This window comes from Streptomyces sp. NBC_01017 (assembly GCF_045162795.1).
GTDB classification, from domain to species: Bacteria; Actinomycetota; Actinomycetes; order Streptomycetales; family Streptomycetaceae; genus Streptomyces; species Streptomyces machairae.
On the sequence record NZ_CP108683.1, the window covers coordinates 9,023,968 to 9,043,559 of the forward strand.

Consider the following 19,592-nt stretch of genomic DNA (forward strand, 5'->3'; position numbering starts at 1 on the left):
ACTCACCCGTTCGGGTGGGTACCCGTGTGTTCGAGAGGGTGTCCAGAGGGCGAAGGCGTCCCGGACCAGCGATGGAGCGCCTTGTTCCGCCGTGGACTCATGCCCGTTGCGCAACCCTGACGGGCCCGCAAAAGGAGCCACGGCTACGCCGAAAGGGGGTACGCCGTTTGGTCCGTTTCAGCCTTGCTCCGGACGCGTCGTCAGTGAGATCGAGACGTCCGGGGCCGGCCTGTACACGTCGTCAACTGTCGGAGCGCGGCGGCAGCGTGACGCGAGCCGTGCGGCGCTCCCCGTCCAGCACGCGCAGCGCACGCGCGAGCGTGGGAGCGTGCAGCTCCGTCTCGCCCCGCTGGTGCATCAGCGCCAGCGCGTCCCGCAGCTCGGCCGCTTTGCGGACGAGCGCCTGGGCGGCACGCAGTCCGCGGTAGGTGTCGCCGTCCTGCGCCGGGTTGATCCGGCCGAGCAGGTCCACCACATCGAGATAACGGTCGATCAACTCGCCCTCCGCACGGGTCAGCGCGGGCAGGGGCGGCAACTCGGGTGGCAGCACCGGCCGATCACCGCCCCGTGGGCGGCGCGAGGGTCGCCTTGCGGCTGGGGATGATCCGGTCCACCAGTCCGTACTCCAGCGCCTCCTGGGCGTTCAGGATCTTGTCCCGCTCGATGTCCTTCGACACCTGCTCGCGGGTGCGCCCGGTGTGCCGGGCGAGCATCTCCTCCAGGCTGCCCCGAATCCGCGTCAGTTCGTCGGCCTGGATGGCCAGATCGCTGGCCTGGCCCTCGACCGGCTCGGGCAGCCCCGGCTGATGGATCACCACTCGGGCCCCGGGCAGGGCGAACCGCTTCCCCGGCGTGCCCGCGGCGAGCAGCACCGCGCCGGACGCGCCGGCCTGGCCCAGGCAGATCGTCTCCACGTCGCAGGTGACGTACTGCATCGTGTCGTAGATCGCCGACATGGAGCTGAACGAGCCGCCGGGCGAATTGATGTACAGCGAGATGTCCTGGTCGGGGTCCTTGTGCTCCAGATACATGAACTGGGCCATCACGTCGTTCGCCGAGATGTCGTCGATCTGCGTGCCGAGGAAGACGATCCGCTCCTCCAGCAGTTTCGAGTACGGATCCTGCGTCCTGAGGCCTGAACTCGTGCGCTCGGTGAACTCGGGCAGTACATAGCGGGCTGACGGTCGGGTCATGGCTCACGCTCCCTTGCCGGGTGCCTGTAAAAAATGTACAGGACGTACATGACGTAATGTAGGGAGCATGGCCTACGAGATTCCGGTGACGCAAGCCAGGGCTGAGCTCGCCGAACTGATCAATCGCGTGGTGTACGGCGGTGAGCGCGTCGTCGTGACGCGCCACGGAAAGCCCCTCGTCGCCCTTGTCTCCGCCTCTGACCTCGAACGACTGGAGAAACTCGGGGAGCCGGCGGAGCTCACCGAGGAGCAGGTGATCAGCGCGGTCTCCAGCGTCCGCGAGGTCGCGTCCGCTCCCCGCGAACGACAGCGCTTCGGTATCGCCGCGGAGCACCGGGGGCCGAGCCCCTCGTAGGGCCGCCGCCTTTCCGGACGCCGAGCCGGCGTTCGGACTTCCCTGCGCCGTACCCCGGAACGACAGGACCGTGCACCCCCGTCCGCTACAGCGGGGGTGCACGGTCGGTTCGGTGTGGCCGGGCGGCCGCTCAGCCGACGGGGGCGAGCTCCCTCTCGGCCGCGGGCTCGGCGCTCGGCCTACGGGACCTCAGGGCGTTCCCGAGCAGTACGGCGCCCAGTCCCAGTGCGGCCCACCAGGTCAGCGTCATGGCGGGACCGATCGCCGCCGCGCCGTCGAAGAAGGACACCGAGCGCAGCAGGGTCGTGCCCGCGCCCGGCGGCAGCCACTGGCCGATGACGCCGACCGGCTCGGGCAGCATCTGCGGCGCCGAGGCCGCCCCGGAGAAGGGGTTGCCGAGGAACATCACCGCGAACGACACGATGCCGATGCCCGCGTTGCCGATCAGTGCGGCGAGCCCGGCCACGGCCGCGCTCACGGCCAGCGTCGTCAGCGCGAACACCCCTGCCTCCGCCCACCAGGCGCCGGTGAGGATCCCCAGCCAGCTGTGCGCGAGCGAGGCCGCGACCACGCCGACCAGGACGGCGGCGCCGGTAAGGGCGCTCACGGCCCGGATGCCGCGCAGCCCGAGCAGGGTCACCGCGGCTCCCGCCGCCATGCCCGCGAGGGCGAGCGGCAGGACGCTCGCGCCGAGGGCCGCACCGCGCGGGTCGTTGTCGGGTGTGGGGACGACGTCGACGGCCTTGACCTGGGTGCCCTCGGCGGCGGCCTGTTGGGTCACGGCCTGTTGCAGCAGCTGGGCGACGGCCGGGCTCGCCGCCGACGCGGTGAGCAGTTCGGGGCCCTGAGGGGTCACGACGACAGCGCCGTATACGGTCCGGTCCTCGATCGCGTCCCGGGCGGCGGACGCGTCCGCGTAGCGGTGGATCTCGAACGCGCCCTCGTGCCGGCCGAGTTGCTTCTCCATCTGGGCCGTGGCGGCGGCCGGCCCGGCCACCCCGAGCGGCAGGTCGCGGGGAGCGGTGCGGGCGGCGGGCCAGGCGAAGGCCCACAGAGCGAGGGCGGCGAGGACGGGGACGAGGACGACGACCGCGATCAGGCGCCTGGGTGCGGCGGACCTGGGCGGCGTAGCGGACGGGGTGGGCATGGGGTCTCCCGGCTAAAAAGAAGGATCGTTCGTTTTTGATGACGCTCCCACCGTCCTGCTGATGCCGCTCCTTGTCAAGAAGGAATGTTCGTTTTACTTTGTGACCATGGCCCGCGTATCCCAGGAACACCTCGACGCCCGCCGCCGGCAGATCCTCGACGGCGCCGCCCGTCTCTTTGCCCGCAACGGCTTCCACGCCACGTCCATGCAGGACGTGCTGAAGGAGGTCGACCTCTCGGCCGGCGCGGTGTACCGCTACTTCAGCGGCAAGGACGAGCTGATCGCCGCGATCGTCAAGGATGTGCTCGGCGAGATCCGCGCCTCGTTCGAGGAAGTCGTCCGGCAGAGCCCGCCCCCGCCGCCGGACGTCCTGGTGGGAGCGGTCCTGAGCCGGACCCTGCGGGTGTACTCGTCCCTCAGTGAGGAAGGGGAGTCGGTCTTCCCGTTGCTGATCATGCAGGTCTGGGCGGAGACCGTGCGCAACAAGGAGCTGGCCGCCGTTCTGACGGATGTGTACGCGACGTTGCGGGAGGCCTGGGGACGGGCCGTCGAGGCGTACCAGGACGCCGGGATGATGCCGGCGGACATCCCGGCGGACCATGTGGCGCGCACCATGATCGCCACGGTGCAGGGGTTCATCGCCCAGCAGGCCCTGTTCGGAGGGGCGCCGGTCGAGGTGCTGCAGGACGGTCTGCGGGCCTTGACGAGCATGCGGGCCCAGCAGTCGGACGCCTAGAGGATCACAGCTCGGTTAACTTGCCTGAAACTCCGTCCAACTAGCCTGCCGATCCACGCCACCTGGCACTTTGCCCCGTGGCTGCGGCAACCGGACCCCGCACGGTCCGGAGCAAGGACTGTGAGGTGGGACGTGCAACTGACCCCGCACGAGCAAGAGCGGCTGCTCATCCACGTGGCGGCCGACGTCGCCGAGAAGCGCAGGGCCCGCGGGCTGAAGCTCAACCACCCCGAGGCGGTGGCTCTCATCACCTCGCACATCCTCGAGGGCGCCCGCGACGGCCGTACGGTCGCCGAGCTCATGTCCTCCGGACGCAAGCTGCTCACGCGGGACGACGTCATGGAGGGCATCCCCGAGATGATCCACGACGTCCAGGTCGAGGCGACCTTCCCGGACGGCACCAAGCTCGTCACCGTCCACGATCCGATCGTGTGAAGGCGGCCTCCATGATCCCCGGAGAGATCCTGTTCGCCGACGGCCCGATCGCATACAACGAGGGCCGTGAGGTCACCCGGCTGACCGTACTCAACGCCGCCGACCGGCCCGTCCAGGTCGGCTCCCACTACCACTTCGCCGAGGCCAACCCCGGTCTGGAGTTCGACCGCGCCGCCGCCCGCGGCAAGCGGCTCAACGTCGCCGCCGGTACCGCCGTGCGCTTCGAACCCGGCATCCCCGTCGATGTCGAACTCGTCCCGCTCACCGGCGCCCGCGTGGTGCCCGGCCTGCGCGGGGAGACCGGAGGTGCCCTCGATGCCTGAGATCTCCCGTGCCGCGTACGCCGACCTGTTCGGCCCGACCACCGGTGACCGCATCCGGCTCGCCGACACCGATCTGCTGATCGAGATCGAGGAGGACCGCTCCGGCGGTCCCGGACTCGCCGGTGACGAGGCCGTGTTCGGCGGCGGCAAGGTCATCCGCGAGTCCATGGGCCAGTCGCGGGCCACCCGCGCGGAGGGCACCCCGGACACGGTCATCACCGGCGTCGTGATCATCGACCACTGGGGCATCGTCAAGGCCGACCTCGGCATCCGCGACGGCCGGATCACCGGCATCGGCAAGGCGGGCAACCCCGACACCATGGACGGGGTGCACCCGGACCTCGTCATCGGCCCCGAGACCGAGATCATCGCGGGCAACGGGCGGATCCTGACGGCCGGCGCCATCGACGCGCACGTCCACTTCATCTGCCCGCAGATCGCCGACGAGGCGCTCGCGTCGGGCATCACCACCCTCATCGGCGGCGGCACCGGACCCGCCGAGGGCTCGAAGGCGACCACCGTGACACCCGGCCCCTGGCATCTGGCCCGGATGCTGGAGGCGATGGAGGGCCACCCCGTCAACTTCGGCCTGCTGGGCAAGGGCAACACCGTCTCCCACGAGGCGATGCTGTCCCAGATCCGCGGCGGCGCGCTCGGCCTCAAGCTGCACGAGGACTGGGGCACCACCCCGGCCGTCATCGACGCCTCGCTGACCGTCGCCGACCGGACCGGGATCCAGGTCGCCATCCACACGGACACCTTGAACGAGGCCGGCTTCGTCGGCGACACGCTGGCCGCCATCGCCGGCCGGGGCATCCACGCGTACCACACCGAGGGCGCGGGCGGCGGGCACGCGCCGGACATCATGACCGTCGTCTCGGAGCCGCACGTGCTGCCGAGCTCGACGAACCCGACCCGCCCGTTCACCGTCAACACCGCCGAGGAACACCTCGACATGCTGATGGTGTGCCATCACCTCAATGCGGCGGTGCCGGAGGACCTCGCCTTCGCCGAGTCGCGGATCCGGCCGTCGACCATCGGGGCGGAGGACATACTGCACGACCTCGGCGCGATCTCGATCATCTCGTCCGACTCGCAGGCCATGGGGCGGGTGGGCGAGGTCGTCATGCGGACCTGGCAGACCGCCCATGTGATGAAGCGGCGGCGGGGCGCGCTGCCGGGGGACGGGCTTGCCGACAACCTGCGGGTGCGGCGGTACGTGGCCAAGTACACGATCAACCCGGCGCTCGCACAGGGCCTCGGCCGCGAGATCGGCTCCGTGGAGACCGGCAAGCTCGCCGACCTGGTGCTGTGGGAACCGGCGTTCTTCGGGGTCAAGCCCCAACTCGTCATCAAGGGCGGTCAGATCGCGTACGCGCAGATGGGCGACGCCAACGCCTCCATCCCGACGCCGCAGCCGATTCTGCCCCGCCCGATGTTCGGTGCCATCGGACGGGCGCCAGCGTCGAACTCGGTCAACTTCGTCGCCCCGCTCGCGATCGAGGACGGGCTGCCGGAGCGGCTCCAGCTCGGGAAGCGGTTCGTGGCCATCGAGTCGACGCGTGGGGTCACCAAGGCCGACATGCGGGAGAACGACGCGCGGCCGGAGGTGCGGGTCGATCCCGACAGCTTCGCCGTGCACATAGACGGGGAGCTGGTGGAGGCCACGGCTGCCGCCGAACTGCCCATGGCTCAGCGGTACTTCCTGTTCTGAGGGTCGGGGTTCTGAGGGTCGGGATTCTGATGGTCGGGTTCTGATGGTTGGGTTCTTATGTCACGAGCTGCACTCCTCCTCCTTGCCGACGGCCGCTTTCCCGCCGGGGGCCACGCGCACTCCGGCGGGGCCGAGGCGGCCGTCAAGGCGGGGCGGATCACCGGGGCCGCGAGCCTGGAGGACTTCTGCCGGGGGCGGTTGCACACGGCGGGACTGGTCGCGGGCTCGCTCGCCGCGGCGGCGGCACTCGGGGGTGATGCGGTGGCCCTGGACGCTGCGGCCGACGCCCGTACGCCGTCGCCTGCGTTGCGGCTCGCCGCTCGGAAGCTGGGGCGGCAGTTGATGCGGGCCGCTCGGGCCACCTGGCCGTCCGGGGAGCTGGATGAGCTGGCTCGGCGGTTTCCCAAGGGGGCTCATCAGCCGGTTGTGCTGGGGGTTGTGGCTCGGGCCGCGGGGTTGGGGGCCGTGGAGGCGGCTTACTGCGCCGCTTACGAGTGTGTGAGTGGGCCGGCGAGTGCGACGGTGCGGTTGCTGAGTCTTGATCCCTTTGACGCTACGGGGGTGCTGGCTCGGTTGGCGCCCGAGGTGGACCGGGTGGTGGATCGGGCGGTGGAGGCGGGGCGGTGTGTTGTGGAGGGCGGGGTGGATGCGCTGCCTGCGGCTTCTGCTCCGCTGTTGGAGATCGGGGCGGAGGTGCATGCGGGTTGGGGCGTGCGGTTGTTTGCGTCCTGAGGGTTTTCGCCCCCGCCGCCCCTACCCGTCCCGTACCTGGGGGCTGCCGCCCCCAGACCCCCGCTTCGGCCTGAACGGCCTCGTCCTCAAACGCCGGACGGGCTGGAATGCCCGGACCGGAGCTGAGAAGCCAAACCCAAGAGCTGAGGACTCAACCCCAAGGGCTGAGAAGCCAAACCCCAAGGGCCGAGAAGCCAGACCCCAAGGGCCGAGAAGCCAGACCCCAAGGGCCGAGAAGCCAAACCCGAAGAGCTGAGAAGCCAAGCCCAAAAGGAGCCGCCCCATGCACCTCGACCACTCCCACCACGGCCCCTCCGTCGTCAGTGCCGACGCCCACCGTCCCGACGGGTCGCGGCGTGCCCTGCGGATCGGGCTCGGTGGGCCCGTGGGGTCCGGTAAGACGGCCACTGTTGCCGCGCTCTGTCGTGCTCTGCGTGACGAGCTGGCTCTGGCCGTTGTCACGAACGACATCTACACGCGCGAGGATGCCGAGTTTCTGTTGCGGGAGGCCGTACTGGCGCCCGAGCGGATCACCGCCGTGGAGACGGGGGCCTGTCCGCACACCGCGATCCGGGACGACATCTCCGCGAACCTCGAAGCCGTCGAGGATCTGGAGGACGCGGTCGGGCCGCTTCAGCTCATTCTCGTGGAGTCCGGTGGGGACAACCTCACCGCCACCTTCTCCAGGGGGCTCGTCGACGCGCAGATCTTCGTGATCGATGTCGCCGGTGGGGACGACATTCCGCGCAAGGGCGGGCCGGGGGTGACGACCGCCGATCTGCTCGTCGTCAACAAGACCGACCTCGCGCCGTACGTCGGCTCAGACCTGGCGCGGATGGCGGCCGACGCCAAGGCGCAGCGGGCCGAACTGCCGGTCGTGTTCCAGTCGCTGAGGAGCGAGCCCGGAGTGAAGGACGTCGCCGACTGGGTGCGGGCGCAGCTCGTGGCGTGGACGGCATGACGACGACCGTCGGCGGGGTGCGGGCACACGCGCGGATCGTCGCCAGGGACGACGGGCGGGGCGGCACCTCGCTGCCCGTGCTCGACGGCGACGGGCCCCTGGCGCTCCGGCGGACGCGGGGCAGCGGCGCCGAGGCGCGGGTCGTGCTCGTCGGGGCGATGAGCGGGCCGCTCGGGGGTGATCGGTTCGCCATCGAGGCCGACGTGGAGGCCGGCGCCCGGCTGCGCGTCGGGTCCGCGGCGGCCACCATCGCGCTGCCGGGACAGAGCAAGGGCGAGGCACGTTACGACGTACGGCTGTCCGTCGCCGACGGGGGTGAACTGCAGTGGCTGCCCGAGCAGTTGATCTCCGCCCGGGGGAGTGACCTGTGCGTGACCACCCGCGTCGATGTCGGCGCGACCGGTCGGCTCGTGCTGCGTGAGGAGCAGGTGCTCGGGCGGGTGGGGGAGGAGCCCGGGCGGCTCGGGAGCCGGATCCGGGTGAGTGTTGCCGGGCGGGTCGTTCTTGATCAGGAGCTCGCCTGCGGACCCGGTGCGCCGGGTGGGTGGGACGGGCCCGCAGGGCTCGGCGGGTTCCGGGCGGTCGGTCAACTCGTGCTCGTACGGCCGGAGTTCGCGCAGACTCCGGTGGTGGCTCGGGTGCTTGGGGAGAACGCTGCTGTCATGCCCCTCGCCGGGCCCGCCGCCCTGGTGAGTGCCGTGGCGGCGGACGCGTTGCGGCTGCGCCGGGTGCTCGACGAGGCGCTCGACCGGCTCGGCTGAGTCCTCCGGAGCGCGTCAGCTTATGGGCAGCCGCGGCAGCTTGCGATCCTTCCCCGCCTTGGCCTGGGCCTTCGCGGCGGCTTCCTGCTCCGCCTTGGCGACGGCCGCGTACTGGTCGACGTACTCCTGCTCGGACAGCGCCAGGATCGCGTACATGATCTCGTCGGTCACGGCGCGCAGGATCGCCTTCTCGTTCTCCATGCCCTCGTAGCGGGAGAAGTCGAGGGGCTCGCCGAAACGGATCTTCACCGGGTGGACGTTCGGGATGACCTTGCCGGGCGGCTGTGCCTCGAAGGTGCCGATCATCGCGCAGGGGATGACCGGGACGCGTGCCTTGAGCGCCATGACCGCGACCCCGACCTTGCCCTTGTAGAGCCGGCCGTCGTGCGAGCGGGTGCCCTCCGGGTAGATGCCGAGGAGTTCGTCCTTGCTCAGGACGCCGAGTCCTTCGCGGATCGCGGCCTGGCCCGCCTCCTTGCCGGTGCGGTCGACCGGGATCTGGCCGGCGCTGCGGAAGAAGGCCGCGGTCAGGCGGCCCTTGATGCCGGGGCCGGTGAAGTACTCCTTCTTCGCGAGGAAGGTGATGCGCCGCTTGATTATCGCCGGCATCAGGAAGTGGTCGGAGAACGACAGGTGGTTGCCCGCGACGATGGCCGCACCCGTGGCCGGTACGTGTTCGAGGCCCTCTATTCGGGGCCGGAAGACCAGTCTGAGCAGAGGTCCCAACAACACGTATTTCAGTACGTAGTAGAACAAGGGGGGCGCTCCTCACTCCGGCGGATCAGCTTGGGCCGCCGCGTTCTGGCAGGTCAACCAGCGTGCCGTGGGGCTGCCAGTGTAGGCGCAGGGGTGACAGGCCGGAACCGGGCCGGGACGGGCGGATGCCGGCCGACGAAGACCGATCTGAGTGGATGTCAGGTAGTGGGCGGGCGGCGGGGTTTGCGGGTGGGGAGGACCGCGGGACCAGCCTGGTGTCCGGGGTCGGTGTGCGGCAACTCGATGGTGGGGTTTGGCGTGATCACGATCGCCGCGTGGCAGGTGGCCCGCCCTTGCGGGGAGCCGTCGGGTCTGCTCGTTCATCACAGCCGCACGATGACGAGCGCCGTGTCGTCCGTCGCGCCCCCGGGCGGCAACAGCTCCAGCAGGACGGCGTCGGCTAGGGCCTCGGGGTCCAAGGTGCGATGGCGCACGAGCGCGTCGGCGAGACGGGCCAGGCCCGTGTCGATGTCCTCGCGGCGGCGCTCGATCAGGCCGTCGGTGTACAGCGCGAGCGTGGCACCGTCGGAGTAGGTGGTGACGGCCTGGGGCCTCGGCTTCGGGTCGGGGCGGGCGTCCAGGGGCGGATCCGTGGCCAGGTCCAGGAACTCCACCCGGCCGTCGGCGTGCACCAGCGCCGGCGGCGGATGGCCGGCGCTGCTGTACGTGATGGTGCGGGCGTCGAAGTCGATGAACGTCGCGACCGCGGTGGCCGACTCGGCGCCGTCGACGACATGGGCGTACCGCCCCAGCACGTCGAGCGCCTGCGCCGGGCCGTCGGCGACCCGTGAGGTGGCGCTGAGCGCGCTGCGCAGCTGCCCCATCACGCCGGCCGCCTCCAGGCCGTGGCCGACCACGTCGCCCACGGAGACGCCGATGCGGTTGCCGCCCACCAGGTCGATCAGGTCGTACCAGTCGCCGCACACGTTCAGCGCGCCCACGGCGGGCCGGTAGCGCACGGCGGCCCGGTGGTTGCCCACCTGCCGGCGGGCCGGCAGCATCGCCTCCTGCAGGGCCAGCGCCACCTCGCGTTCGCGGGCGTGGGACTGCCGCAGCCGCTCGTTGAGCTCCTGCAGCTCCCGGGCGCGGGTGTACAGCTCGGCCTCCAGTACTCTCACCCGGCTGTCACCGCTGGTGCCGCCGCGCAGGCGGATGAGTTCGGTGACCTCCTCGACCCGGTGCGCGACGAAGGCCACCTGCCCGTCGGGGCCGAAGACGGGCGCGTTGATCGGGCTCCAGTAGCGCTCCTCCCAGTGGCCGGGCAGGGAGGCGTCCTCGACGTCGTAGCGCTGCAGCGCCATCGTGTCGCGCTCGCCGGTGGCCACCACGCGCAGCATCGACGCCCGGACGTCGCGCATGCCGGTGGCGGCGGGGTCGTTGGGGTTGTCGGGGAAGACGTCGAAGATGTACCGGCCCACCAGCTCTGCGCGGGTGCGCCCGGACAGGCGCTGGAAGTCCTCGTTGGCGTCGGCGTAGACCAGCTCCGGGGTGAGCAGGGCCACCATTCCGGGCAGGCCCTGGAACACCGCCTCGTAGTCGATCGCCTTCTCGTTCATGGCTCCCGCCTCACCACCGGGATCACACCAGTTTCCCATGCTGTGCGTCGTATGCACCGAATTACTACACCTGTCGAGATTCGTCAGCTCAGGGCGACGGATCCGTCAGGGACTGCTCGGCCCAGATGATCTTTCCGTCGGGGACGAAGCGCGTGCCCCAGCGCTGCGTGACCTGGGAGACCAGCAGCAGCCCGCGGCCGCCCTCGTCCGTGGTGCGCGGATGGCGCAGATGCGGGGCCGTGGCGCCGCCGTCGAAGACCTCGCAGACCAGTGCGCGCTCCTTGATCAGACGCAGCCGGATGGGGCCGTCGGAGTACCGGATCGCGTTGGTGACCAGCTCGCTGACGACCAGTTCCGTCGTGAAGACCAGCTCCTCCAGGCCCCACTCCGACAGCATCCGGGAGGCCGTCTTGCGTGCGTCCGCGACGGCGGCCGGGTCGGAGGGCAGGTCCCAGTCGGCGACCTGCTCGGCGCCCAGGAGGCGGGTGCGGGCCATCAGCAGGGCCACGTCGTCGTGCGGGCGGTCCGGCGTCAGGGCGTCGACGACATTCCGGCAGTGCAGTTCGACCGAGGCCGCGCGCTGCTCCAGCGCCTGCCGCAGCCGGTCCCGGTCGGCGTCCACGGCCCAGTCGTCCCCGCGCGCCAGCAGCCCGTCGGTGTGCAGCGCGAGCGTGCTGCCCTCCGCCAGCGCCAGCTCGACCGACTCGAAGGGGGGACCGCCCACGCCCAGCGGCGGGCCCTGCGGAAGATCGACGAAGGCCACGCCGCCGTCGGGCATGACGACGGCGGGCGCCGGATGGCCCGCGGCCGCCATGGTGCACTGCCCGTCGACCGGGTCGTAGACGACGTACACGCACCCGGACCCCACGGACTGGGCGACGGCGGCCTCCCCCTCGCTCGCCTGGACGCCCTCCTCGCGGGCCGACCTCGCGACCAGGTCGTCGAGATGGGCCAGCACCTCCTCGGGCGGCAGGTCCAGCAGGGCGAGGGTGCGTACGGCGGTCCGCAGCCGCCCCATCGCCGCGGCGGCGTCGATGCCGTGGCCCGGCACCTCGCCCACCACCAGGGCGACGCGGGCCCCCGACAGCGGGATGACGTCGTACCAGTCGCCGCCGAGGCCGGTCAGCTCGTCGGCCGGCCGGTAGCAGGCGGACACCTCCAGCGCGTCCTGGTCGGGCAGGACGTGCGGCAGCAGGCTGCGCTGCAGGACCAGCGCCGCGTCGCGTTCGCGCGTGTAGCGCCGGGCGTTGTCGACACAGACGGCCGCCCGTGAGACGAGGTCCTCGGCCAGGTTCAGGTCGGCCTCCTCGAAGGCCTCCTGGCGACGGCGCCGGAAGAAGGAGGTGACGCCCAGGGTGACGCCCCGCGCGCGGATCGGCACGATCATCACGCTGTGCAGACCCAGTTCGACGAAGATGGCGGCTTCTCCGCCGCGCGCGTGCTCGGTCCAGGCCTCACCGAGCGGATCGAGTCTCTCCTCGCGCCAGGACTTGGCCGTCCTGAGGGAGCGGATGGGCGGCGAGCCCGCGGGATAGGCGACCAGGTCGCCGATGCCCACGACGGCCTCCGGCACCTGCTCGGTGACCGAACGATGCCCCGCGCGGCGCAGCGTCACCTGCTCCGTGTCGCCGAACGGCCCGGCCGCGGGCTCGCCGCCCCGCAGCACCGACTCCAGCAGGTCCACGGTGACGAGGTCGGCCAGGCCCGGTACGGCCACGTCCGCCAGCTCCTGGGCGGTGCGGTTGATGTCCAGGGTCCGGCCGATGTGCTCGCCGGCCCGGTCCAGCAGGGCCAGGCGCTGGCGGGCCTGGTGCCGGTCGGAGATGTCCTCCACCGTGTAGTACACGCCCATGGGGTGGCCCTGGCCGTCGTCGAGCCGGGTGAACGACATCATGTGCGCGGTCTCGCGCAGCGGCGCGGAGCGGGCGTGGCCCACGTGCTCGTAGCCGACGATCGGTTCGCCGGTCGTCAGGGCATGGCGCATCTGCGCCTCGATGGACTCGGAGTCCAGTCCGGGCTGTATGTCGGCGAGCCGCAGCCCGAGCCGGCGGCTGGGCGGGCCGCCTCCGTACTGGGCGAGGGCCGCGTTCGACCAGACGTAGCGCAGGTCCGTGTCGACGATCGCTATCCCGACGGGGGAGCGGGCGACCATCTGCTCCAGCACCGCCCGGCTCATGTCCCAGCCGGGTGCCTCGTCCAGCTCCGACAGGAGGGCGAGCCACCGCGAGGGGCTCTCCGTGTCGAGGGCCGCGGTGATCCGCACCATGATCCCGGCAGTCTGTCCGTCCCCGCGCAGACCCGTCAGCAACCCCACCCACCCGCCGTCCGCGCGGCACCGCTCCATCACCTCCGGCACCCGCGCCGCGTCCTCGGCGCTCAGCAGCTCGGCGACGTTCCGCCCCACCGCCTCGCCGGCCTCGTACGCCAGCAGCCGCTGTGCCTCTCTGGTCCACCCCGTCACCCGACCCTGCGCATCGAGCAGCACAGGCGCGGCGTCCGCCACGTCGAACCACTGCCGGGCAACGCCCCGCTCCTCGTGTGTGCCCACGGCCGACCTCTCTGTCGCTTAGAGCGGTCTACCACCTCTTGTCCCCATCTTCACCCTTCCGGTGGGCGTTGCGTCTTTGCGGGGGCCGCGTGGGGGCGAGGTGGGGCCGGTTGGCGGGAGCCGCGTGCCCGTGCCGGCGCCGGTGTTGGGGGCACTTGCGCGGCGGGCTCCTTCGGTCGGAAACCCCGGGGGCCGGGCCGGGACGCCGGCAGCGATGCCCCCTTCGGGAACCGGGCTGCCGGGCCGGGCCGTGCTATGTCGGTACTTTCTCCGGCGTCCCCAGTGCCTCGACCGGTTCCTCGGCCGTGATGGTCGGGGGCGGGGCGAGGCGGATCGTGTGGGCGTTGCCTCTTTGCTGGGGCCGGGTGGGGCGAGGTGGGGTCGGTTGGCGGGAGCCGGGTCCGGTGCCGGGTGTCGGGCGCACTTGCGCGGGGGCCTCACGGCCGGGACCCGGGCGGCCCGACCGGACGCCCGCAGCCCGGTCCCTGCGGCAGGGACCTGCGGCAGGGACCGCCGAGCCATTCGGCACCCAGCCAGTCGGGCGGGGGCCGGGTCCGGTGCCGGTCTTGGGGTGCCCTTGTGTGGCGGGGTTCCTCGGTCGGGGGTTGCGGTGGCCCGGCTGGGACGGCGGCGGCCCGGTCCCTGCGTGAGGAACCCGGCTGCGCGGCGCGGCGGCGGCCCGGCTCCGTGTCGGGGGAACCGGGCCGCCGGGCCGGGGCGGACTACTTCAGTACCTTCTCCAGCGTCCCCAGCGCCTCCACCAGTTCCTCCGCCGTGATGGTCAGGGGCGGGGCCAGACGGATCGTGGAGCCGTGGGTGTCCTTGACCAGGATTCCCTCGCGCATGAGACGCTCGCCGATCTCCCGACCCGTGCCGACCGCCGGGTCGACGTCGACGCCCGCCCACAGGCCCCGCGCACGGAAGCCGAGGACGCCCTTGCCGACCAGGTCCGACAGGCCGCTGCGCAGGATCGTGCCCAGCTCGGCGGCCCGGCGCTGGAACTCGCCCGTCTCCAGGAGCCCGACCACGGCCGTGCCGACCGCCGCGGCCAGCGGGTTGCCGCCGAACGTGGAGCCGTGCTCGCCCGGCCGCAGCACGCCGAGTACGTCCCGGCGGGCCACCACCGCGGACACCGGCACGATGCCGCCGCCCAGCGCCTTGCCCAGCAGCACCATGTCCGGGACGACACCCTCGTGCTCGACGGCGAGCGTACGGCCCGTGCGGCCGAGGCCCGACTGGATCTCGTCCGCGATGAACAGGCAGCCCTTGCGGCGGGTCAGCTCACGCACGCCGGCCAGGTAGCCCGCATCAGGGATGAGGACGCCCGCCTCGCCCTGGATCGGCTCCAGCAGCACCGCCGCCGTCGTCTCGTCGACCGCCGCCTCCAGCGCCGCCAGGTCGTTGTACGGCACGACCCGGAAGCCCGGCGTGAACGGGCCGAAGCCCTGCCGCGCGGTCTCGTCCGTGGAGAACGACACGATCGTCGTCGTACGGCCGTGGAAGTTGTCCGCCGCGACCACGATCGTCGCCTGGTCGGCCGGGACGCCCTTCACCTCGTACGCCCACTTGCGGGCCACCTTGATGCCGCTCTCCACGGCCTCGGCGCCGGTGTTCATCGGCAGCACCATGTCCAGGCCCGTCAACGCCGCCAGGCGCTCCGCGAACTCGGCGAGCCTGTCGTTGTGGAAGGCGCGCGAGGTGAGCGTGAGGCGGTCGAGCTGGGCGTGCGCAGCCTCGATCAGCGCCGGATGGCGGTGACCGAAGTTCAGAGCCGAGTAGCCGGCCAGCATGTCCAGGTAGCGGCGGCCCTCCACGTCCTCCACCCAGGTGCCCTCGGCACGGGCGACGACCACGGGCAGCGGATGGTAGTTGTGCGCCAGGACCGGCTCCTCGGCGCGGATCAGATCGGCGGACGAACGGGTCTGCGCGGGCGCGGTCATGAGCGGATCTCCTGGGTGCAGCACTTGATGCCACCGCCGGCCTTGCGGAACTCCGACAGGTCGACGGGGACGGGGACATAGCCGCGCTCGTCCAGCCGGGCCGCGAGGGCCTCGGCCTGCGGCGCGATGAAGACGTGACGGCCGTCGGACACGGAGTTCAGGCCGAAGGCCGTGGCGTCGTCGCGGGTGGCGAGCACCGCGTCCGGATACAGCCGCGCGAGCACCTCACGGCTGCCCGCCGAGAACGCCTCCGGGTAGTAGGCGATGTTGTCGTCGTCGAGCACGAACAGCGCCGTGTCGAGGTGGTAGAAGTACGGGTCCACCAGCGTCAGGCTGATCACCGGGTGGCCGAAGAACTCCTGCACCTCGCGGTGTGCCTCCCGGGTGGTGCGGAAGCCGGTGCCGGCGAGCACATAACGGCCCGTCCAGACCAGATCGCCCTCGCCCTCGCAGACGGACTCGGGCCGGTACACGTCGAAGCCCGCCGTTTTGAACCACGTGTCGTAGTGCGTGGACTCGGGGCGGCGCTCGCTGGCGTGGAAGAGGGAGCCGAAGACACGGCCGCCGACGACGACGGCCGAGTTCGCGGCGAAGACCATGTCGGGGAGACCGGGGACCGGCTCCATGGTGTCGACGGCGTGGCCGTGGGAGCGGTAGGCGCTGATCAGCGACTGCCACTGCGTATGCGCCAGATCGACGTCGACGCGGACGTCGGGCTGCATCCAGGGGTTGATCGCGTACTGCACGGCGAAATGTCTGGGTTCGCAGACCAGGAAGCGCCGCCGGCGCGGCACACGGGTGTCGGTCACAGAGGGGTTCCTCCGCTTCCTGCGGTGTCGATGAGGATTGACACCAAGGTAAGAAGACACCCTGACGAGCGACAAGCAACCAAAATTGCGTGTCCACGCAGGAATGCTGCGTATTTTGCCCAACTGGCGCACGCTTGCTGCGTGGCCTCAGATTCCTGCGCCTTCCTCCGGCGCGGCGAGGCCCGCCGCGCCCGCTTCCGGACTCTCCGGGATGAGATGGGACAGCACCATCACGCTGATCGTCTTGCGGATGAACGGCTCGACACGGATGCGCTCCAGCACCTCCTCGAAGTGCTCCACGTCCCGCGCCCGCACATGCAGCAGGGCGTCCGCGCCCCCGGTCACCGTCATCGCCGCCGTGATCTCCGGATGGTTGCGGACCACCTCCGCGAGCCGCCGCGGCGGGGCCGCGCCCTCGCAGTACACCTCGACGTACGCCTCCGTACGCCAGCCCAGCGCCGACGGCTGGACCGTGGCCGAGAACCCGGTGATCACGCCCGTGTCGCGCAGCCGGTCCACGCGCCGCTTGACCGCCGTCGCGGACAGCCCGACGCTCGTGCCGATCTCGGCGAAGCTCTTCCTGGCATTCGCCATCAGGGCGGTGATGATCTTCCGGTCGAGTTCGTCGAAGGACGCCGCGCCGCTGTTCATGAGGGCACTGTAAGCGGCCCGCCACCCAGCGCGAACGTCCGGACGGAGCACATGTCCAAGCGTGCGAATTGCTCCTACACTCCGGGTTCATGCTGCGCGCCCTGGCTGTCGACGACGAACGCCCCTCGCTGGAGGAGCTGCTCTACCTCCTCAACGCCGACCCCCGTATCGGCAGCGCGGAGGGCGCCGGCGACGCGACCGAGGCGCTGCGCCGCATCAACCGCGCCCTGGAGTCGGGGCCGGGCGGGCCGGAGGCGATCGACGTCGTCTTCCTGGACATCAACATGCCCGGCCTGGACGGTCTGGACATGGCCAGGCTGCTCACCGGGTTCGCCAAGCCGCCGCTGGTCGTGTTCGTCACCGCCCACGAGGACTTCGCCGTCCAGGCCTTCGACCTCAAGGCCGTCGACTACGTCCTCAAGCCCGTCCGCAAGGAGCGGCTCGCCGAGGCGGTCCGCCGCGCCGTCGAGCTGCGCGCCGCCGAGCTCCGCGGCGCCGCGCCCCGCATACCCGTGAGCGAGCCCGACCCCGACCACATACCCGTGGAGCTCGGCGGCGTGACCCGCTTCGTCTCCGTCGAGGACATCACCCACGTCGAGGCGCAGGGCGACTACGCCCGGCTGCACACCGACAAGGGCAGCCACCTCGTCCGCATCCCGCTGTCCACCCTGGAGGAGCGCTGGCGCTCCCGGGGTTTCGTCCGCATCCACCGCCGCCACCTCGTCGCCCTGCGCCACGTCGGTGAACTCCGCCTGGACGCCGGCACCGTCAGCGTCATGGTGGGCTCCGAGGAACTCCAGGTCAGCCGACGGCACACGCGCGAGCTGCGGGACCTGCTGATGAGGAGGCCATGACGATGCCGCAGAACCCCGCCGAACGCCGCGTCGTCGTCACCGGCCCGCCCCGGCAGACCCGCCGCGTCTCCGGCTACTACCGGCCCCGCACCGAGATCGACGAGCAGACCACCCTGGGCCACACCTACGTCCGCTCCCTGATGCGGACCCAACTGCGCACCGCCCTCGCGGTGTTCGCCGTCCTCGGCCTGCTCATCGGCCCGCTGCCCCTGCTCTTCGCGGCGATGCCGGACACCCGCCCCCTGGTCTGGGCGATCCTCGGCTTCGGCCTCTACGCACCCCTGGTCCTGCTCGCCCGCTGGTTCGTACGCCGAGCGGAGCGCAACGAACGGGACTTCGTACGGCTCGTCGAAGACCGCTGAGCCCGAAAGAACCGATGCGGACGTGAACTCCAGCTACGCCGTCCCCGCCGTCGCCCTCGTCGTCCTCGCGACCGTCCTCGTCGGCGCCTTCGGCCTGCGCATCTCCCGCACCACCTCCGACTTCTACGTCGCCTCCCGCACCGTCGGCCCCCGTCTCAACGCCGCCGCGATCAGCGGCGAGTACCTCTCCGCCGCCTCCTTCCTCGGCATCGCGGGCCTGGTCCTCGTCCAGGGCCCCGACATGCTCTGGTACCCGGTCGGCTACACCGCCGGCTATCTGGTCCTGCTGCTGTTCGTCGCGGCCCCGCTGCGCCGCTCCGGCGCCTACACCCTCCCCGACTTCGCGGAGGCCCGCCTCTCCTCGCAGGCCGTACGCCGGCTCGCGGGTGCCTTCGTCGTCGGCACCGGCTGGCTGTATCTGCTGCCCCAACTCCAGGGCGCCGGGCTGACCCTGACCGTCCTCACGGGCGCGCCCGACTGGCTCGGCGGAGTGATCGTCGCGGTCGTCGTGGTCGCCATCGTCGCCGCCGGCGGCATGCGCAGCATCACCTTCGTGCAGGCCTTCCAGTACTGGCTCAAACTCACCGCCCTGCTCGTCCCCGCCCTCTTCCTGATCCTCGCCTGGCAGGGCGACGGCGCCCCCCGCCACGCCTTCGACGAACCGGCGACGTTCCGCGAACAGAGCGTCGTCCGCGTCGACGACACCGTCGACCTGAAGCTCGACAGCCCGCTGACCGTCACCGTGAGCGGCACCCTCGACGGCCGCACGCACGAGGAGCAGAAGGTCCGACTCCCCGCCGGCACCCACCACATCGAGGCCGGCACCCGCCTGACCTTCGACAAGGGCGCCCCCGTCCCCGACCCGGACCGCGGCGGCAGCGGCAGCCTGTCGCCCTCGCAGGCCGAGAGCCGCGGCGAACGCCCGCTGTACGCCACGTACGGACTGATCCTCGCCACCTTCCTCGGCACCATGGGGCTGCCGCACGTCGTCGTCCGCTTCTACACCAGCCCGCACGGCGTCGCCGCCCGCCGCACCACCGTCGCCGTGCTCGGCCTGATCGGCGCCTTCTACCTCCTGCCCCCGGTCTACGGCGCCCTCGGCCGCCTCTACGCCCCCGAACTCGCCCTCTCCGGAGACGCGGACGCCGCCGTCCTGCTGCTGCCCGAGCGGATGATCGGCGGCCTCGGCGGCGACCTGCTCGGCGCGCTGGTCGCGGGCGGTGCCTTCGCGGCGTTCCTGTCGACGGCGTCGGGACTGACCATGGCCGTCGCCGGCGTACTCACCCAGGACGTCCTCCCGTCCCGCGGCGTACGGCACTTCCGGCTCGGCACGGTCCTCGCCATGGCCGTCCCGCTCGCCGCGAGCGCCCTGGTCGGCGGACTCCCCGTGGCCGACGCGGTGGGCCTCGCCTTCGCCGTGTCGGCGTCCTCGTTCTGCCCGCTGCTCGTGCTCGGCATTTGGTGGCGGCGGCTGACCCCGCCCGGCGCGGCAGCCGGGATGCTGGTGGGCGGCGGCTCCGCCCTGCTCGCCGTCGCGGCGACGATGGCCGGCTTCCCGGGCTCCGGCGCCCTGCACGCGCTGCTCGCCTGGCCCGCGCTCTGGTCGGTGCCGCTGGGCTTCCTCACCATGGTGCTGGTCTCCCTGGCCACGCCGAGCCGGGTGCCGGCCGGCACGGCGGCGATCCTGGCGCGGTTCCATCTGCCGGAGGAACTGCGGGCGGAGGTGAAGGCATGAGGTATCTCATCGCCGGACGGCGTG

20 protein-coding genes are annotated in these 19,592 nt (G+C 71.7%); 11 read left to right on the plus strand and 9 right to left on the minus strand.

Features of this window, described 5'->3' with window-relative positions; translation table 11 throughout:
• Positions 1-241: 241 nt before the first annotated feature.
• Positions 242-550 (minus strand): hypothetical protein, encoded by a 309-nt coding sequence (locus OG331_RS41460; RefSeq protein ID WP_328883119.1) that lies wholly within the window; start codon positions 548-550, stop codon positions 242-244.
• 7 nt (positions 551-557) lie between these two features.
• Complete coding sequence (locus tag OG331_RS41465) at positions 558-1,193, minus strand: ATP-dependent Clp protease proteolytic subunit (RefSeq protein ID WP_406206681.1); 636 nt, start codon at positions 1,191-1,193, stop codon at positions 558-560.
• Positions 1,194-1,260: 67 nt separating this feature from the next.
• Between OG331_RS41465 and OG331_RS41470 the strand changes: the two genes are divergently transcribed.
• Positions 1,261-1,548: a type II toxin-antitoxin system Phd/YefM family antitoxin gene (locus tag OG331_RS41470; RefSeq protein WP_406206684.1), complete on the plus strand. Its 288-nt coding sequence runs from the start codon at positions 1,261-1,263 to the stop codon at positions 1,546-1,548.
• Positions 1,549-1,678: 130 nt separating this feature from the next.
• On the opposite strand, the gene OG331_RS41475 is transcribed toward OG331_RS41470, so the two are convergent.
• A complete protein-coding gene (locus OG331_RS41475; RefSeq protein WP_406206687.1) occupies positions 1,679-2,695 on the minus strand; it encodes an ABC transporter permease in 1,017 nt (338 codons plus the stop codon).
• A gap of 106 nt (positions 2,696-2,801) precedes the next feature.
• On the opposite strand from OG331_RS41475, the gene OG331_RS41480 reads away from it, so the two are divergent.
• From OG331_RS41480 to OG331_RS41510, 7 genes are all read left to right on the plus strand, one after another.
• Positions 2,802-3,431, plus strand: a complete 630-nt coding sequence (locus OG331_RS41480) for a TetR/AcrR family transcriptional regulator (protein ID WP_406206690.1) — start codon at positions 2,802-2,804, stop codon at positions 3,429-3,431.
• A gap of 132 nt (positions 3,432-3,563) precedes the next feature.
• Positions 3,564-3,866, plus strand: a complete 303-nt coding sequence (locus OG331_RS41485; RefSeq protein WP_010988499.1) for an urease subunit gamma — start codon at positions 3,564-3,566, stop codon at positions 3,864-3,866.
• Positions 3,867-3,877: 11 nt separating this feature from the next.
• Complete coding sequence (locus OG331_RS41490; protein ID WP_190050893.1) at positions 3,878-4,189, plus strand: urease subunit beta; 312 nt, start codon at positions 3,878-3,880, stop codon at positions 4,187-4,189.
• A complete protein-coding gene (locus OG331_RS41495; protein ID WP_406206694.1) occupies positions 4,182-5,903 on the plus strand; it encodes an urease subunit alpha in 1,722 nt (573 codons plus the stop codon). The genes OG331_RS41490 and OG331_RS41495 overlap by 8 nt, the downstream gene beginning before the upstream one ends.
• A 57-nt stretch (positions 5,904-5,960) precedes the next feature.
• The gene (locus tag OG331_RS41500; RefSeq protein ID WP_406206696.1) at positions 5,961-6,635 is read left to right on the plus strand and encodes an urease accessory protein UreF; all 675 of its coding nucleotides are present in this window, start codon (positions 5,961-5,963) and stop codon (positions 6,633-6,635) included.
• Positions 6,636-6,918: 283 nt separating this feature from the next.
• Positions 6,919-7,596, plus strand: coding sequence for an urease accessory protein UreG (gene ureG, locus OG331_RS41505; protein WP_406206699.1), 678 nt, complete (start codon positions 6,919-6,921; stop codon positions 7,594-7,596).
• Positions 7,593-8,357, plus strand: a complete 765-nt coding sequence (locus tag OG331_RS41510) for an urease accessory protein UreD (RefSeq protein WP_406206702.1) — start codon at positions 7,593-7,595, stop codon at positions 8,355-8,357. Before ureG ends, OG331_RS41510 begins: the two co-directional genes overlap by 4 nt.
• Before the next feature lie 15 nt (positions 8,358-8,372).
• Here the strand turns inward: OG331_RS41510 and OG331_RS41515 are convergent, their stop codons facing one another.
• From OG331_RS41515 to OG331_RS41540, 6 genes are all read right to left on the minus strand, one after another.
• On the minus strand, positions 8,373-9,113 hold the full coding sequence (locus OG331_RS41515; RefSeq protein ID WP_406206705.1) for a lysophospholipid acyltransferase family protein: 741 nt from the start codon (positions 9,111-9,113) through the stop codon (positions 8,373-8,375).
• Between the two features lie 323 nt (positions 9,114-9,436).
• Positions 9,437-10,669, minus strand: a complete 1,233-nt coding sequence (locus tag OG331_RS41520; RefSeq protein WP_406206708.1) for a PP2C family protein-serine/threonine phosphatase — start codon at positions 10,667-10,669, stop codon at positions 9,437-9,439.
• An 88-nt stretch (positions 10,670-10,757) separates the two neighbouring features.
• Complete coding sequence (locus tag OG331_RS41525) at positions 10,758-13,217, minus strand: SpoIIE family protein phosphatase (RefSeq protein WP_406206711.1); 2,460 nt, start codon at positions 13,215-13,217, stop codon at positions 10,758-10,760.
• A gap of 722 nt (positions 13,218-13,939) precedes the next feature.
• Complete coding sequence (gene rocD, locus OG331_RS41530; protein ID WP_406206714.1) at positions 13,940-15,157, minus strand: ornithine--oxo-acid transaminase; 1,218 nt, start codon at positions 15,155-15,157, stop codon at positions 13,940-13,942.
• Complete coding sequence (gene ddaH / locus OG331_RS41535) at positions 15,154-15,966, minus strand: dimethylargininase (protein WP_406206717.1); 813 nt, start codon at positions 15,964-15,966, stop codon at positions 15,154-15,156. Before ddaH ends, rocD begins: the two co-directional genes overlap by 4 nt.
• A 147-nt stretch (positions 15,967-16,113) precedes the next feature.
• A complete protein-coding gene (locus tag OG331_RS41540; RefSeq protein ID WP_406206720.1) occupies positions 16,114-16,617 on the minus strand; it encodes an Lrp/AsnC family transcriptional regulator in 504 nt (167 codons plus the stop codon).
• Positions 16,618-16,706: 89 nt separating this feature from the next.
• Here OG331_RS41540 and OG331_RS41545 point away from each other — a divergent pair, with 89 nt between their 5' ends.
• Genes OG331_RS41545 through OG331_RS41555 form a run of 3 tightly spaced genes read left to right on the plus strand, consistent with a single transcriptional unit; the run spans position 16,707 to position 19,568 of the window.
• Positions 16,707-17,471, plus strand: a complete 765-nt coding sequence (locus OG331_RS41545; RefSeq protein WP_406206723.1) for a LytR/AlgR family response regulator transcription factor — start codon at positions 16,707-16,709, stop codon at positions 17,469-17,471.
• Between the two features lie 2 nt (positions 17,472-17,473).
• Positions 17,474-17,833 carry a hypothetical protein gene (locus OG331_RS41550; RefSeq protein ID WP_406210645.1) on the plus strand — a complete coding sequence of 120 codons (360 nt, stop codon included), beginning with the start codon at positions 17,474-17,476 and terminating at the stop codon, positions 17,831-17,833.
• A 22-nt stretch (positions 17,834-17,855) separates the two neighbouring features.
• Complete coding sequence (locus OG331_RS41555; RefSeq protein WP_406206726.1) at positions 17,856-19,568, plus strand: cation acetate symporter; 1,713 nt, start codon at positions 17,856-17,858, stop codon at positions 19,566-19,568.
• Positions 19,569-19,592: the final 24 nt, after the last annotated feature.

Coding starts and splice junctions, on each gene's coding strand:
- OG331_RS41465 (WP_406206681.1), bottom strand. CDS start 1,193: ATGACCCGACCGTCAGCCCGCTATGTACTGCCCGAGTTCACCGAGCGC.
- OG331_RS41470 (WP_406206684.1), top strand. CDS start 1,261: ATGGCCTACGAGATTCCGGTGACGCAAGCCAGGGCTGAGCTCGCCGAA.
- OG331_RS41475 (WP_406206687.1), bottom strand. CDS start 2,695: ATGCCCACCCCGTCCGCTACGCCGCCCAGGTCCGCCGCACCCAGGCGC.
- OG331_RS41480 (WP_406206690.1), top strand. CDS start 2,802: ATGGCCCGCGTATCCCAGGAACACCTCGACGCCCGCCGCCGGCAGATC.
- OG331_RS41490 (WP_190050893.1), top strand. CDS start 3,878: ATGATCCCCGGAGAGATCCTGTTCGCCGACGGCCCGATCGCATACAAC.
- OG331_RS41495 (WP_406206694.1), top strand. CDS start 4,182: ATGCCTGAGATCTCCCGTGCCGCGTACGCCGACCTGTTCGGCCCGACC.
- OG331_RS41500 (WP_406206696.1), top strand. CDS start 5,961: ATGTCACGAGCTGCACTCCTCCTCCTTGCCGACGGCCGCTTTCCCGCC.
- ureG (WP_406206699.1), top strand. CDS start 6,919: ATGCACCTCGACCACTCCCACCACGGCCCCTCCGTCGTCAGTGCCGAC.
- OG331_RS41510 (WP_406206702.1), top strand. CDS start 7,593: ATGACGACGACCGTCGGCGGGGTGCGGGCACACGCGCGGATCGTCGCC.
- OG331_RS41520 (WP_406206708.1), bottom strand. CDS start 10,669: ATGAACGAGAAGGCGATCGACTACGAGGCGGTGTTCCAGGGCCTGCCC.
- rocD (WP_406206714.1), bottom strand. CDS start 15,157: ATGACCGCGCCCGCGCAGACCCGTTCGTCCGCCGATCTGATCCGCGCC.
- OG331_RS41540 (WP_406206720.1), bottom strand. CDS start 16,617: ATGAACAGCGGCGCGGCGTCCTTCGACGAACTCGACCGGAAGATCATC.
- OG331_RS41545 (WP_406206723.1), top strand. CDS start 16,707: ATGCTGCGCGCCCTGGCTGTCGACGACGAACGCCCCTCGCTGGAGGAG.
- OG331_RS41550 (WP_406210645.1), top strand. CDS start 17,474: ATGCCGCAGAACCCCGCCGAACGCCGCGTCGTCGTCACCGGCCCGCCC.